The 14,439-nt window shown below is 68.1% G+C and carries 15 protein-coding genes; 3 read left to right on the forward strand and 12 right to left on the reverse strand.

Going from position 1 to position 14,439, the window contains the following annotated elements; genetic code table 11:
- Positions 1-190 precede the first annotated feature (190 nt).
- From QH196_RS31080 to QH196_RS31090, 3 genes are read left to right on the forward strand one after another with little or no spacing between them, the layout of a single operon-like run.
- A complete protein-coding gene (locus QH196_RS31080; RefSeq protein WP_432279581.1) occupies positions 191-511 on the forward strand; it encodes a TOBE domain-containing protein in 321 nt (106 codons plus the stop codon).
- Positions 511-2,208 (forward strand): ABC transporter permease, encoded by a 1,698-nt coding sequence (locus QH196_RS31085; protein ID WP_280419420.1) that lies wholly within the window; start codon positions 511-513, stop codon positions 2,206-2,208. Before QH196_RS31080 ends, QH196_RS31085 begins: the two co-directional genes overlap by 1 nt.
- Positions 2,209-2,255: 47 nt before the next feature.
- Positions 2,256-3,020, forward strand: a complete 765-nt coding sequence (locus tag QH196_RS31090) for an SDR family NAD(P)-dependent oxidoreductase (RefSeq protein WP_280419421.1) — start codon at positions 2,256-2,258, stop codon at positions 3,018-3,020.
- A gap of 154 nt (positions 3,021-3,174) precedes the next feature.
- On the opposite strand, the gene QH196_RS31095 is transcribed toward QH196_RS31090, so the two are convergent.
- The 12 genes from QH196_RS31095 to QH196_RS31150 all read right to left on the reverse strand — a co-directional run bounded on the left by QH196_RS31095 (position 3,175) and on the right by QH196_RS31150 (position 14,408).
- On the reverse strand, positions 3,175-4,194 hold the full coding sequence (locus QH196_RS31095) for an MBL fold metallo-hydrolase (protein ID WP_280419422.1): 1,020 nt from the start codon (positions 4,192-4,194) through the stop codon (positions 3,175-3,177).
- Complete coding sequence (locus QH196_RS31100) at positions 4,191-4,526, reverse strand: EthD domain-containing protein (protein WP_280419423.1); 336 nt, start codon at positions 4,524-4,526, stop codon at positions 4,191-4,193. Before QH196_RS31100 ends, QH196_RS31095 begins: the two co-directional genes overlap by 4 nt.
- 137 nt (positions 4,527-4,663) lie before the next feature.
- Complete coding sequence (locus tag QH196_RS31105; protein WP_280419424.1) at positions 4,664-5,287, reverse strand: TetR/AcrR family transcriptional regulator; 624 nt, start codon at positions 5,285-5,287, stop codon at positions 4,664-4,666.
- Positions 5,288-5,332: 45 nt separating this feature from the next.
- Entirely contained in the window at positions 5,333-6,850 is a 1,518-nt protein-coding gene (locus QH196_RS31110; RefSeq protein ID WP_280419425.1) for a class I adenylate-forming enzyme family protein, read from the reverse strand.
- A gap of 70 nt (positions 6,851-6,920) precedes the next feature.
- Entirely contained in the window at positions 6,921-7,961 is a 1,041-nt protein-coding gene (locus tag QH196_RS31115) for an NAD(P)-dependent alcohol dehydrogenase (protein WP_280419426.1), read from the reverse strand.
- Entirely contained in the window at positions 7,961-8,731 is a 771-nt protein-coding gene (locus QH196_RS31120) for an SDR family NAD(P)-dependent oxidoreductase (protein WP_280419427.1), read from the reverse strand. The genes QH196_RS31115 and QH196_RS31120 overlap by 1 nt, the downstream gene beginning before the upstream one ends.
- Positions 8,732-8,743: 12 nt before the next feature.
- Positions 8,744-9,490 carry an SDR family NAD(P)-dependent oxidoreductase gene (locus QH196_RS31125; RefSeq protein ID WP_280419428.1) on the reverse strand — a complete coding sequence of 249 codons (747 nt, stop codon included), beginning with the start codon at positions 9,488-9,490 and terminating at the stop codon, positions 8,744-8,746.
- Positions 9,487-10,689: an acyl-CoA dehydrogenase family protein gene (locus QH196_RS31130; RefSeq protein ID WP_280419429.1), complete on the reverse strand. Its 1,203-nt coding sequence runs from the start codon at positions 10,687-10,689 to the stop codon at positions 9,487-9,489. The genes QH196_RS31125 and QH196_RS31130 overlap by 4 nt, the downstream gene beginning before the upstream one ends.
- A 30-nt stretch (positions 10,690-10,719) precedes the next feature.
- Positions 10,720-11,670, reverse strand: coding sequence for a phosphotransferase family protein (locus QH196_RS31135; protein ID WP_280419430.1), 951 nt, complete (start codon positions 11,668-11,670; stop codon positions 10,720-10,722).
- The gene (locus QH196_RS31140) at positions 11,667-12,875 is read right to left on the reverse strand and encodes an acyl-CoA dehydrogenase family protein (RefSeq protein ID WP_280419431.1); all 1,209 of its coding nucleotides are present in this window, start codon (positions 12,873-12,875) and stop codon (positions 11,667-11,669) included. The genes QH196_RS31135 and QH196_RS31140 overlap by 4 nt, the downstream gene beginning before the upstream one ends.
- Before the next feature lie 10 nt (positions 12,876-12,885).
- The gene (locus QH196_RS31145; RefSeq protein WP_280419432.1) at positions 12,886-14,037 is read right to left on the reverse strand and encodes a thiolase family protein; all 1,152 of its coding nucleotides are present in this window, start codon (positions 14,035-14,037) and stop codon (positions 12,886-12,888) included.
- Entirely contained in the window at positions 14,034-14,408 is a 375-nt protein-coding gene (locus tag QH196_RS31150) for a Zn-ribbon domain-containing OB-fold protein (RefSeq protein WP_280419433.1), read from the reverse strand. Before QH196_RS31150 ends, QH196_RS31145 begins: the two co-directional genes overlap by 4 nt.
- Positions 14,409-14,439 lie beyond the last annotated feature (31 nt).

The following is a 14,439-nucleotide window of genomic DNA, read 5'->3' on the forward strand; positions in this document are numbered from 1 at the left end:
GCCCCGCACAGCCGGCCGGGGGGCGGGGGGGGGGCCCCGCGCGCCGAAGAGAGTATAAAGAAAAGTATAGGCGGGCCGGGGCCCCCCGGACACGGGGGGGGGGCCGGCGGGGGGGCCCCCCCCCGCCGGCTCCCCGCACCCCCCCCCCCTGGCCGGGCCCCGCCATTCCCGGCCCCGGCACACCACCGCGGTGGCCCGGTTGCGGCCCGACGATGTGCTGTTACACGCCGGGGCCGATGAGGTGCCGCTGGGCAATGTCGCCCTGCACGCCGAACTGGTGACCTACGAGTACGGTGGCCGGTACTTCGATGTCACGGTCGAAACCGGTGGCGAACAACTGATTCTGCGTGCGCCGGCCGCTCAGCACAGTGCGGCCCTGCGCGGCAGCCGCCCGGGCGCACCGCTGGTCGTGAGCTTCTCCCCGGCGAGCCTGCGGGTATTCGCGATTCCGGGGGACGAGCCCACCGCCGCCCCGGAACCCGTTGCCGTGAGCGCGGGAGGCCACGCCTGATGGCCACCGTCACCACCGCCGTGAACCGCACCTTCGCCCTACCGGCCCAATGGCGCACCCGGCTCGGGTATTTCGCCCTGCTTGCCGTGCTGGCATATCTCGTGGTGCTTCCGATGATCCGGTTGCAGTCGCTGGCCTTCGAAGACGGTGCCCGCGGCTACCGGGCGCAGTACACCCGTTTCGATATCGCCGAAACCATCTGGACCACCATCGCGCTCGCGGTGGGGTCGCTGGTGATCGCCATGGTCCTCGGCACGCTGCTCGCGTTCGCGGCGAGCCGGCTGCCGCAACGTTTCGGGTTCCTGCGGATCATCCCGATCCTGCCGATCGTGATGCCCGCGGTCGCCAATATCGTGGGCTGGGCCTTCCTGCTCTCACCCGGACCGGGCTACCTGAACGTCCTGCTCCGGAAGCTGCCCTGGTGGAGCGGCACCGATTCCGGGCCGATCGATGTGTACACCGTGCCGTGGATCATCATCCTCACCGGGTTCGGGCTCACCTCGTTCGTGTACCTGTTCGTCAGCGCCGGAATGCAGAACATCGGCGCCGAACATCTGGAGGCCGCGCAGATCAGCGGGTCCTCCACTGTCGGAGTGTTCTTCCGGGTCGTGCTGCCGCTGCTGCGGCCGTCGCTGATCTACGGCGGCGGTATCGCGCTGCTGCTGGGTCTCGGCCAGTTCACGGGTCCGCTGCTGCTCGGCCAGAACTACGGCGTGAAAGTGCTGACGACCGAGATGTATCGCCGGGTCTCGGAATCGCCGTCGGATTTCGCCGCTGCGGCCGCCGCCGGTTCACCGCTGGTGATCTTCGGGCTGGTACTGGTGCTGATCCAGAAAGGGCTGCTGGGCAACCAATCCCGTTTCGTCACTCATGGCGGGAAATCCTTCGCGCCGGCCGGGGGGCGCTCGCTGTGGGCCACGGTGACCATCGTCGTCTACGCCCTGTTCGCGCTGATCATCCCGCTGATCGGACTGATCATCGTCGCGCTGACGCCGTATTGGTCCGGCTCGCTGTCCTGGGATCTGCTCACCCTCGACAACTTCCGGGCCCTGGGCGCCGACAGCGCCATCGTGAGCTCCGTACTCACCAGTGTGTCGACCTCGCTGGTCGCCGTGCTGATCTGCGTACCGCTGGGCTACCTGATGGCCACGCTCTTGGTGCGCGGGCGGCAGTTCAAGATCATGGCGTTACTGGCCGATCTGATCACCGCGCTGCCGCTGGGTATTCCGGCAGTCATCTTCGGTGTCGGGTTCCTGCTCACCTATACCGAGCCGCCGCTCATCCTGTACGGGACCCGGGCCGTGATCATCCTGGTCTACATCGTTCTGATGCTGCCCTACGCGACCCGGATGCAGATGACCGCCATGCTGTCGCTCGGCAACACCTACAGCGAGGCGTCGGCGACCAGCGGTGCCTCGCCACTGGTGACGAATCTGCGGGTGATGCTGCCGTTGATGCGGCCCACCATCCTCAGCGCCGTCGCCCTGATGTTCATCCTGCTGACCCACGAATTCGCCGCCTCGCTGCTGGTGCGCGCTTCCACCACTCAGGTGATGGGCACCCTGCTGTTCGATCTGTGGCAGAACGGGTCCTATCCGCTGGTTGCCGCGATGGCACTGCTGATGACCGCGGTCACCACTGCGGGCGTGGGTGTGGCAATGCTCGTCGGCGGCCGGAACGTGCTGAACAAGTTGTGAATCGCGGCTCGGCCGCATCCCTTTCCCTCGAAACAGAAAGGCCTGCCATGGCTACGGGTCCGTCGCGGTTGACCGGCAAGGTGGTCCTGGTGACCGGTGCGACCGGCGGTATCGGTGTGGAGATCGTGCGCCGGCTCGCCGCGGAAGGCGCCGTGCTGGTGGTGACCGACCTCGGCGAGGCGGCCTGTGCCGACCTCGTCGCCACCTTGGACGCGCCGGACCGCCATCTCACCAGGTCCCTCGATATCGCCCGCGAGGCGGAATGGGGCGCCACGGTGAGCGCGGTGCGCGATCGGTACGGGCGGTTGGACGCCCTCGTCAACAATGGCGCCATCGGCAGCCTGGCCTCGGTGGTCGACGAAGACCTCGAACGCTACAACCGGGTGATCGAGGTCGGCCAGACCGGCACCTGGCTGGGTATGAAACATGCCGGAGCCCTGATCGAGCAGAGCGGTGGCGGCGCGATCGTCAACCTCTGCTCGATCCTCGGCACCGTCGGCGGATTGGGTAACAGCCTCGCCTATGCGGCCGCCAAGGGCGCGGTACGGACGATGACGAAGAACGCCGCCCTGCACTGGGCGGCGAAAGGGGTACGCGTCAACTCGATACACCCGGGCTTCATCGAAACCGGACAACTTCTCGAACGTTACGAAGGCACCGAACGGTATCGCGCGATGCTCGCGAATACGCCGATGGACCGGCTCGGCCGGGCCGAGGAGGTAGCCGCCGCGGTGGCGTTCCTGGCCGGGGACGATTCGACCTTCGTCACCGGCAGCGAACTGTATGTGGACGGGGGCTGGACCTGCGCCTGACAGCGCGGACGCCGGGGTTGTCTCCACCGGATGAGGGGCGGAGACAACCCCAGCGGGCTGTTCGTACCGACCGGGCCCGCAGCCACGGCAACGACGGTGATAGCGCACCGGTGCCGGGCTGTCCCGGCTTCGTTACTGTCGGCGGTCCGGAATGTCAGCGCGCGAGGGCGAAAATATCTGTGCCGGAGTCTGTTTCGACCGTCAGGACGTGGCGGGTGACCAGAACATCGAGGTGCGCCATCGTTTCGCAGGTGGCCACCATCTGATTGAACGTATCCAGGGTGTCGAACGGGCGCTCCCTGCGCGTCCAGGTCAGCGCGCGGGCGACTTCCAGGCCCGTGCAGGGCGCGAGTTCGATGACGGCGGTGTGGATCTGCGCGAAACGCCGGTCGTGATGCTCCAGTAGCTCCCGGGCGCGGCGGCCGGCGTTGCCGCCGTCGGGTCCGTGGGCGGGGAGCATGGTGTGCTCGTCGTCGTCGCGGAGCAGGGTGAGCGAATTCAGGAAGTTGTCGAGCGGGAGTTCCCAGGTGCCCAGTTCGAAGCCGATGGAGGGTGTGATGGTCGGCAGCAGATGGTCGCCGGTGAACAGCAGTCGCCGGGCGTGATCCTGAAAGACCAAGTGTCCCTTGGTGTGCCCGGGGGTGGCGCGGACCTCGAGTTCGTATCCGCCGAGGGTGAGTGTCCCGGGCTGCAACCACTTGTCGGGGGCTGCCCAGTCGGCGATATCGAAGGGTTCGCCGATACTGCCGGCGTACGCGCGCGCCGCGATACCGGTGGCGCCGGCACGGCGTAGTTCGCGCAGTGAACTGGTGGGCACATTGGTGCCGAGTGCGCGGATCTCCGCGAGCCCGGCGGATTCGCCGGCGCCGAGATGGACTCGGCAGCCGTGGCGGCGTCGCAGCTCCACCGCGAAGGTGTAGTGGTCGCGGTGGATATGGGTGACCAGGACATCGTGGATATCGTCGGGGGAGCGGCCGATCTGCGCGAGACCGGCAGTGAGCTCGCGGTAGGTGCCGGGGCGGTGCCAGCCGCCGTCGATCAGGGCGAGCCCGGTTTCGGTTTCGAGCGCGTAAACGTTGACCGCACGTAATCCGTCCTGCGGTAGTTGCAGCGGAATGCGGTGGATACCGTCGGCGACCTCGTAGCAGCCGGGCTCGGCCCAGTGCGTGCTCATTCGCCGCTGCCGGCCAGGGGCACCATGGTCTGCTCTTCGCCGAACCAGATCATGCGGCGGCCGCGCATTGCGCCGACATGCTGGACGGCGGCTCTCCATTCGGGGCTCGCCAGCGCGGCGTCGAGCGCCTCGCGGGATTCGAAACTCAGTATCGACAGGCCGTCCCAGCCGGCCGATTTCTCGTCGAAGGTGTCGAGGAGTTCGGTGTGCTGCCAGCGCAGCAGGCCGGGCAGTGGGTAGGTCACCTCGGCGTGTTCGCCGCGCCACCATTCGATGAACTGTTCGTGTGACCAATCGCTGGGCCTGGATGCCAGAACGATGAGGTTGTACACCGGGACTCCTAACTGAATTCTGTTCGGGTTACTGGGGTAGGGCGCGGCGCCGGTAGGTTGCCGCCTCGGCGGTCAGAGGTAGTTGTGCCGCCCTGGGCGTACGGAACCGATCGTCCGGTGGCGAGCCGCAGCCGCTGTCAGGCGCGCACCATCCGCACCGCGGTCTCGGTGACGGTTTCGGTGATCTCGGCCAAGGTCAGCGTGCCGTCCGGGCGATACCAGCGCCAGACGCTGATCACCACGGCCAGCACCATCCGCCCGAGGATTTTGGGATCGCCGCCGGTGAAAACGCCGGCCTCGATACCCCGCTCGATCAGCTCGGTCCAATTCTGTTCGATCTCCTGGACCAGTTCCCGCGACCGCAGCCGTTCGGCTTCTTCTTTCTCCGATTGGCGCGGCTGCGCCAGCAGGTCCATATGGTTCTGCAGAATGCGGCGTTGCAGTGCATCGATCGGTTCGGCGCGCAGGGCAGCGGCCACGGCAGCGCGCAGGGCCTGTTCGGGGTCCGTCTCGTTCTCGGTCGCCGAGACGAAACGGTCGACGGAATCGGCGAGCTCCAGGCGCATGATCGTGAGCAGGCAGTGCGCCTTCGACTCGAAGTAGTGGTAGAGGGCCGTCTGGCCGATGCCGACCTCGCCGGCAATGGAGGCCCACTTCGTATGTTCGTAACCGATCCGCCCGAACTGCTCGATCGCGGCCGTCAGGATGCTACTGCGTTTCGACCGCGGGCTTTCCCGCCGGGATCCGGTGTCAACGGTCATGAGTGGTGTGCCCCCAAGTATCGACTGTGTGTGGATCGGTCAACTCTACAACCCAACCTGAGATGAATTCGAGTCAGCCGCGGCGAGTCGGGTGGCGAGCTGGATCGCGTCGGGCCGGGACAGTTTCCCGACCCGGTTCTGCGGCAGATCGGCGACCGGGAAAAGGTATTCCGGCCATTTGAACTTCGGGAACCCTGCCGCGGCGAGCCGGTCGGTGATGCCGTCCAGCGTCGGCGTGACACCGTCGGCTACTACCAGAGCCGCCGCTCGCTCACCCAGCAGTTCGTCGGGAACCGGAACCACACAGACCTGCACGATCCCGGGCAGTGCCGCGATCGCCGACTCCATCTCATTGATATCGATATTGCGACCGCCGCGGATGATGATCTGTTTCTGCCGGCCCATCACCCGGATCGAACCGTCCGCGGCCACCTCCACGAGATCACCGGTCGGCAGGAATCCGTCCGCGGTGAGGTCGGGCAGGACCGGGACGCCGCCGCGGGCGTAGCCGACGAACAACGACGGACCCTTCACCTGGGCGTCACCGATCGCCGCGGTGGGCAGCCGGGCACCCGATTCGTCGACCGCGCGGACGACGGTGCCGGGGAACGGCCGGCCGTCACGACCCAGCCGGATTTCCGGGGGATCGTCCGGCCGCGGGGTCGTATGGCCGAGGCATTCCGACATTCCGAAAACCCGGAGGAAGGTGGTGCCCAGCTTGGTCTCGGCCTCGGCCAGGGCTCGCTGGTTCATCGGCCCACCACCCACGGTCATCGCCCGCATACCGGTCAGTCGCCCTTCGCTGTTGCCGGTGACCGAGAGCTGCAGGGCCATGGTCGGTACCAGCATGGTCCACGCGACCCGATGCTCGGCCATAGCGTCGAGCGCCGCCGCCGGAGTCCATTTGCCGATGGTGACCATGGTGCCGCCGAGGAACGCCGGGAGGTACATACCGAAGCAGAACGCGGCGACCGACGACAGCGGTACGAAGGCGCCCACCGGTTCGCCCGGCCGCAGCCCGACGGTATCGATGGTGCTGCGGCAGGCGTAGCGGATGGCGTCCTCGGATTGGACGACGCATTTGGGCCGTCCGGTGGAGCCGGAGGTCATGGCGATGGCGCTGCCGCCGCGCCACCGCTGTACCGGACCGAACGGCACGCCGCGAGAACGCAGCAGATGGTCGCCGAACGCGGTGGTAGTGACGGGGAACTCCGTCGCCGGCACATCCCATGCACTCAGGGCCGCCAGTTCGCCGATCACGAGGTCCGGGTCGATATCCTCGAGCCCTAGCCGGAATTCCGATTCGGCGGCGTGCGGGCTGAACACGGCAACCACTCCACCCCGCAGGCCGACGGCCAGCGCCGCGGCGAGCGTGCGCCAGGTGTTGTCGGCCTGGATGATCACCGTGGGGGCCCGGCCGTCGATGGCGGCGATACGCTCGGCGAGCGCATTCGCCGTCGCCATGATCTCGCCCATGGTGTGCTGTCCGAGTTCGTCGATCACGGCGATCTCCGCCGGAGCCTTGCGGGCCCGCTCGACCATCTCCTGCGCCAGTGCTTTCATCTACTGTTCCTCGTGCCGCTGTGCTCTCTGTCTACTCGCTGCCGGGCCGCCGCGGGGCGGTTTGCGCCGGTCACGGCGGCGGGACCAGAACTGCGCGGCCGGTGATGCTCCCCGACCGCAACTGCCGGTAGACCTCGATCGCCGCGGTCAGTGGGTAGGTCTGTGCGGTGACGTGCAGCGCGCCCCGCCGTGCCATATCGACCACTGCCGCCAGGTCCGCGCGTGGTCCCCAGAACGGGGCCGTAATTCCCCAGCCGGCCGCCAGCCCCACATCCTTGCCGGCCTCGAGGCGTCCGCCCGCACTGCCGACCACCGATAACCGTCCGCCGGGCGCGAGTGCGGCGGCGGCCGGGGCGACAGTATCCGGCGCACCGGCGAAATCCAGGATCAGATCCGCGCCCTCACCCAAGGCTGCGGTGGCGGAACCGATATCGCCGAATACGGCATCGGCTCCCAGTGCTGCGGCCATATCCCGAGCGTCCGAGCGGGTGTCGACGGCGACGATGCGTCCGGCGCCGAAATCGCGCAGTACTTGGAGCGCGAGATGCCCCAGGCCGCCGACCCCGATCACCACGCAGATGCTCTGCGCGTCCAGGAGATCGCGGTGTTCGCGGACCGCGTGGTAGGCGGTGAGACCGGCGTCGGCGAGCGGTGCGCAGAGTACCGGATCGACACCGGCCGAACGCACCAGGAACCGGGCCGCAGGCACGATCACCGCTTCGGCCAGCCCGCCCGGATAACCGAGCCCGTTGCCGATAGGTGCGCCGCGACCGTCGCGCGGTCGCAGGCGCAGGCAGTAGTTCTCCCGGCCACGCAGGCAGTTGCGGCAACCGCCGCAGCCCCAGATACCGTGCACCACCACTTGTTCCCCGAGCCGGCTCCGGTCGGCGGCCGGTCCCGCGTCCACCACGGTCCCGGCCACCTCGTGGCCCAGGGTGAGCGGTAGCGGGTAGTCGAAACTGCCCGCCGCGGCGTCCATGACATGCAGGTCCGAACGGCACAAACCGGCGGCCGTCACCTGGACCAGCAGTTCCTCGCCGCGGGGCCGAGGTGTGGGGATCTCGCGGAGTTCGGGTTCGGCGCCCCAGGCGGTGAGTTGAACGGCCAGCATCAGCGTGCCGTCCAGCCGCCGTCGACGACGAGCGCCTGCCCGGTCATATACGAGGACGCGTCGGAGGCGAGGAACACCACGGCTCCGTCCACTTCACCGGCCTGTCCGCCACGGCCGAGCATGGTGTTACGCCGCACCCAGCCCGCGGATTTCTCGTTGGTGAACAGGCCGTCGGTCATCTCGGTATCGAACCAGCCCGGGACCACGGCGTTCACCCGGATACCGCGGCGGCCCCACTGTCCGGCCAGTTCGCGGGTCAATCCCAGGGTTCCGGCTTTGGACGCGGCATAGCTGGCGCCACCGATCGGCGCGGTCGATACGAGGCCGATCACCGAGGAGATATTGATATACGACGCGCGTTCCCCCTCGGGCAGCCGGGACGCCGCACAGGTCGCCAGGTGGAAACCCGCGAGCAGATTGAGGTCCAGGACGGCGCGGAATTCCGTATCGGTCTCCTGCTCCGCGTTCGGCGGCCCGGCCCGGCCCGCGTTGTTGACCAGGATGTCGAGGCGTCCGGACTGTTCGTAACAACGGTCGACGAGTTCGGCGCGGTCGCCGGGGTCGGTGACATCGCAGCGTACCGGGATGATCCGCGGTTCGTCCGCGGCGAGGGCCTGTATCCGGTCAACCCGGCGGGCGGCCGCGTAGACGGTGGCTCCCGCCCCGGCGAGTGCTCGGGCGAAACCGGCGCCGAGGCCGGAGGACGCTCCGGTGACGACGGCGACCCGGCCGTCCAATCCGAAAAGATCCTGCAATGCCGGTGTATTCATCTGCGAAGCCTTTCAGTACACCGCGGTGCGGCCGCCGTCGACCGGGATCAGCGCGCCGGTCGTATACCCGGCGGCATCGCTCGCGAGATGGGCCACCAGGCCGGCGATTTCGGCCGGGTCGCCGAGCCGTCCGGCGGGCAGCCGGTCGATGATCTTGCCCACGAACTCGTCGTCCCAGTGCTCGGACATATCGGTGGCGAACCCGCCCGGCATCACACAGTTCACCCGCACCGACGGTGCATATTCCTGGGCGAAGGCCATGGTGAGCGCATTGAGTCCGTTCTTGGCCGCGGCGTACATCGCCTCCGGCGGGCTCGGCCGTACCGCACCGATACTCGAGATATTGATGATCGACCCACCCCCGGCGGCGGCCATCCGGGCTCCGGCGACCGCCATGAGACGGAACGGACCCTTCAGATTCACCTCGATGGTCTTATCCCACAGCCCTTCGGTGACCGACGCGAGATCATCGGCGAGTGGGGCGATTCCGGCGTTGTTGACCAGGATGTCCAGACTGCCGAAGCGCTCGATGATCCCGTCGACGGCAGGTTCGAGGGCGTCCCATCGGCCCACATGCAATTCCAGCGGGTGCGCGCGGTCGCCGAGTGCGGAGACCGCTTCCTCGCAGGACGCGAGTTTGCGGCTGGAGACGATCACGGTGGCACCTGCGTCACGCAGTCCGCGGGCGATGGCCAGCCCGAGTCCGCGGCTGGCGCCGGTGACCAGCGCGACCTTCCCGTTCAGATCCGTTGTGCTCATCGGTACTTCTTCACCTCGAGACGCGCGATGGTGCGCAGATGTACTTCGTTGGGGCCGTCGGCGATCTGGAGTGCGCGGGTGATGGCGTGCATCCGGGCCAGGACGGTGTCGTTGCTGACCCCCGCCGCGCCGAAGGTCTGGACTGCGCGGTCGACGACCTTGTGCGCGACCTCCATCGCCGAGACCTTGATGGCCGCGACGTCCGAACGCACCGCCGCGTTGCCCTTGGTATCCATCAGCCAGGACGCATACAGGGTCTGCAGCCGGATCTGATCGATTTCGATCCGGCTGCGCGCGATCCATTCGCGTACCACGCCGCGGTCGGCCAGCGGCCCGCCGAACGCGGTCCGTTCCAGCGACCGCCGGCACATGAGTTCCAGTGCGCGCTCGGCCATTCCGATGGCGCGCATGGCGTAATGCATCCGGCCGGGCCCGAGCCGGCCCTGGGCGATTGCGAAACCGTCGCCTTCGGTGCCGAGCATATTCTCCGCCGGGACCCGCACCTCGGTGAACTGCACCTCACCGTGCCCGAGCCGGTCGTGGAATCCGAACATCGGCAGATCCCGCAGCACCTCGATACCCGGTGCGTCGGCGGGTACCAGGATCATGCTCTGGCGCCGGTAGGCGGGGGCGTCCGGATCGGATTTGCCCATGAAGATGATCAGTTTGCAGTCCGGGTCGAGGATTCCGGAGATGTACCATTTGCGGCCGTTGAGGACATAGTGGTCCCCGTCGCGGCGGATGGTCGAGGTGATATTCGTGGCGTCGGAGCTGGCGACGGCGGGTTCGGTCATGGCGAACGCCGAGCGGATCTCGCAGTCCAGCAGCGGTTTCAGCCACTGCTGCTTCTGCTGTTCGGTACCGAACATGGCGAGGATCTCCATATTGCCGGTATCGGGGGCCGAACAGTTGATCGTCTCGTTGCCGATGATCGACCGGCCCACCATCTCGGCCAGCGGGGCATATTCGAGATTGGTGAGCCCGGCACCGAGACCGTCGTGGGTCATGAACAGATTCCACAGCCCCTGCCTGCGGGCCTCGGCCTGCAGTTCTCGCATGACGGCCGGCTGTTCGTGCGGATTGTCCGCGGCGGCGATCTGTTCGTCGTACACCCGTTCGGCTGGGTAGACATACTGTTCCATGAACTGTCCGAGCCGGTCGAGCAGCTCTCGGGTGCGGGTGGAATAGGCGAAATCCACGATACGGCTCCTGAATCGGGGGAGAGGACCTCAACCGGCGAGGAGCGCGGTTCCGGTCTCGATGAGGCGATTGATGGTGGCGGGCAGTTTTTCCTGGTCCGGATCGTGGTGCCGGCCTTCCCGGTGCCGCCGCAGATTATGGCCCATGATGGCGGCCATTTTCAGCCGCCCGAGCGCGTCGAACCAGGGCAGGTCAGGCAGTTCGGGGCCATCCCCGCGGTAGCGGTCCACGAGTTCGGCGGGATCGGGCAGTCCCGGTACGGTCCGGCCCACGTCCGGGAAATTCGTGCCGTCGGCGAATACCAAGAACCAGCCGAGTTCCACGCGCGGATCGCCCGCGCTCCAGATCTCCCAGTCGATCAGCGCGACCGGTTCGGTACCGGCGGCGATGATATTGCCGAGCCGGTAATCGCCGTGTACCAGCGTGGGGGTGACGGGTTCGGGAATCGTCCGGCCCAGCAGATCGAGCAGCCGGTCGCCGCCCGCGACCAGCTCGGGCGGCACCGCGCCCAGTGTGCGCGCCCAGCGCGCGAGTTCATCGGCCGGTGTCAGGGCGGTTTCGGCGCCCGGCACAGAAGCCGGGTCGACCGCGTGCAGCCGGGGCAGCACCTCGGCCGCCCGCCGCATCCGGACCGCCGCCAGGCCGGGTTCCACGGCGGGGTCGTCCAGGACCGGTTCGAGCGATTCCCCGGTCACGAATTCCATGGCGAACCAGCCGGGTTCGGCCTCGTCGACGGCCACGATCCGGGGCACCGGCACGTCGGTACCGGCCAGCGCTCGCATCACCCGGGCCTGCCGCAGCATATCGTGGCGGCCGATGGGTTTGCGCCCCTGGGGCACCGCCTTCACCACGAACGCCGGGCCGGTGGTGGTGACCCGGTAGGTGAGTCCCGAATGCCCGCCGGGCAGCGGTTCGAACGCGGTGACGTCGATATCCAGGTCGGTGCGCAACCGGTCACGCACCCGCAGTTCCAGCGTCATGGGCGCGGCTCCTTGGGTAGGCCGAGCACCCGCTCGGCAATGATGTTGTGCTGGATCTCGTCGGTACCGCCCGCGATCCGGTACCCGGGCGCGCCGAGCACGTGTTCGGTCCAGGCGTAGGTGCCCCAGCGCCCGGAATCCGCGGTGAGTTCCCGGCCGAGCAGGAGCCGTACGACCTCGGAGGTCCGGGCCATGGTGTCGGTGGCGAGCAATTTCCCGGCCGACGCCTCCGGTCCGGGATCGCGGCCCGCGACCACCGCCGCGGCCACCCGCATCCCCGCGATCCGCTGTACATAACTGCGGGTCACCAGATCCGCGACCCGGTCGCGTTCGAGCTCCGACAGTTCGCGGCCGAGGTTGCGGGCCAGCTCCACCGCCTGGTCCGCATTCGCCAGTCCCAGCCCGGCGCCGTCGAGCCGTTCGGCGGCGAGCACGGTGAGCGCCACCGGCCAGCCTTTACCGACCGGCCCGAGTCGCAACCCGTCGTCGAGTATCACACCGTCGAGGTAGACCTCGTTGAACGAACTCCCGCCGGTCATCTGCCGGATCGGCCGGACGGTGACCCCCGGTGCGTTCATCGGCACCAGGAAAACGGTGAGTCCCGCGTGTTTCGGCGCCGCGGGATCGGTCCGGCATACCGCGACCCCGAGATCGGCCACCCGCGCCCCGGAGGTCCACACTTTGTGCCCGTCGAGCGTCCAGGTTCCGTCGGCGTTACGGACGGCCCGGGTGCGCACCGCGGCCAGATCCGATCCGGCCTCGGTTTCGGAGAAGAGCTGGCAGGCGATGAGATCGGTGCGCAGCATCGCCCGCACATAGCGTTCCCGCTGCTCGGCGGTGCCCCACTGTTCGATCGCCGGCGCAACCAATTGCTGGGTGACCGAGAACATTTCGGTCCGCCGCGGCACCTCGAACTCTTCTTCGGCGCGGCGGAACGCCAGCGCATAGGACATCGGCAGGCCGCGCCCGCCGTACTCGGCCGGCCAGGTCAGCGCACCCCAGCCCGCATCGTATTTGGCCTGTTCGTAGGCGCGGATGAGATCGGTGTGGCGTCGCTCCTGCGCGGCGGTCCAGTTCTCGAAAACCGCCACCGAATCGTCGCCGGCCCCCCAGGCGGATTCGGTCCGCGGTGCCGCCGTCGCGGCGAGCCAGGCGCGGGCCTGCTCGGTGAATTCGGCGAGGCCGGGAAGCTGCTGTGTGTTCACTGTGTTCCCCTCAGACCGACAGAACCGTGCAGGCGCTGATACCGGGTGCGCCGTACACATGGGTGAAACCGGTTTTCGGCGCGCCCGGTACCTGCCGGTCGCCGGCCTCGCCGCGCAGCTGGGTCACGATCTCGTGCACCTGCCGCAGCCCCGAGGCGCCGATGGGTTCGCCGTTGGCGATGCACCCGCCGTCGGTGTTGATCGGCAGCCGGCCGTCGATTTCGGTGGCGCCCGCCGCGATCATTTCCTCCTGCGCTCCGGGTACACAGAACCCGCATTCGGCCATATGCATGATCTCCGCACCGCTCTCGGTGTCCTGGAGTTGCGCGACGCCGATCTCACCCGGGCCGATACCGGCTTGTTCGAATGCCGCCGAGGCGGCGTCGGCGCTGACACTGGTCGGTTCACCGGTGCCCTGGACAGCGGGACTGAACACCTCGAATGACCCGAAGCGCCGGGTGCGATGGCTGATGGCCCGCAACCGTACCGGCCGGCCGCCGAGACGGCGGACGGCGGCCTCGCTCGCGACGACCACGGCCGCACCGCCCTCACCCGGCGAGCAGAACATGAATTTGGTGAGCGGATCGTTGACCATTTCGGCCGACAGGATCTGCTCGGCCGAGATCGGTTCCCGCCGCCAGGCATTCGGATTGCGACTGCCGTTGCGGTAGGCCTTTTCGGCGACCATGGCCAGCGTTTTCGCCGAGATACCGTGCGCGCGCATATAGCGGCCGATCTTGGCGCCGAAGAATTGGGTTGTCACCATGAGCCCGGCCGAACCGTAACCCTCGGGCAGGCCCCAATCGGCGGGGTCGGGATCGAACGCGCCCCGCGGATGTTTGTCGAAACCGACCGCCAGGGCGATATCCGCGGCGCCCGAGCGGACCGCGTTGACCGCGGAGAACAGTGCGCTACCGCCCGTGGCGCAGCCGTTCTTGACATTGGTGAACGGGATCCCGGTGAAGCCGAGTTCGGCCACCAGGGTGTCGGCCAATCCGGACCCGTCGCTGCCACCGTAGGCGACCTGGATATCGGGCCAGGTCAGCCCGGCGTCGGCGAGTGCGTTGCCGATCGCCTGCACGGCGAGTTGCCGTCCGGTGACCCCGGGCTGCCGGCCGAAGCGGGACAGCCCGCTGCCGATGATCGAAACCTGCTGGGTCACCGGACCTCACTCTGCTGACGGGTGATGGTGGCGAACCGCGGAACGGGTGCCGCCGCGACGAGGCGTACCCGTGCCCGGTCCAGATCGGCGAAATCGTCGCAGTCGACAATCGCCTCGACCCGGATGCCCTCGGGCAGTTCTACATAGCCGACCGCGTACGGCGTGAAGCCCTCGGCGGGAACAACATACGGCGGCGATTTCGGTGCGAACCGTTGCACGGTATGCGCCCACACCACGCCTTCGGTGCTCAGTGTCAGCGGTTCGGAGGTCGGTGCGGCGCAGCGCGCGCAGTTCGCGCTCGCCGGGTAACCTACTGTGCCGCATACCGCGCACCTGCTGCCTTCCAGTACCGGTTTCACCTGCTCACCCATGTCGTCCCTTCCGATTCGTCGCTGCTATCCG

It is taken from the genome of Nocardia carnea, from assembly GCF_029868325.1.
Lineage (GTDB): Bacteria > Actinomycetota > Actinomycetes > Mycobacteriales > Mycobacteriaceae > Nocardia > Nocardia carnea_C.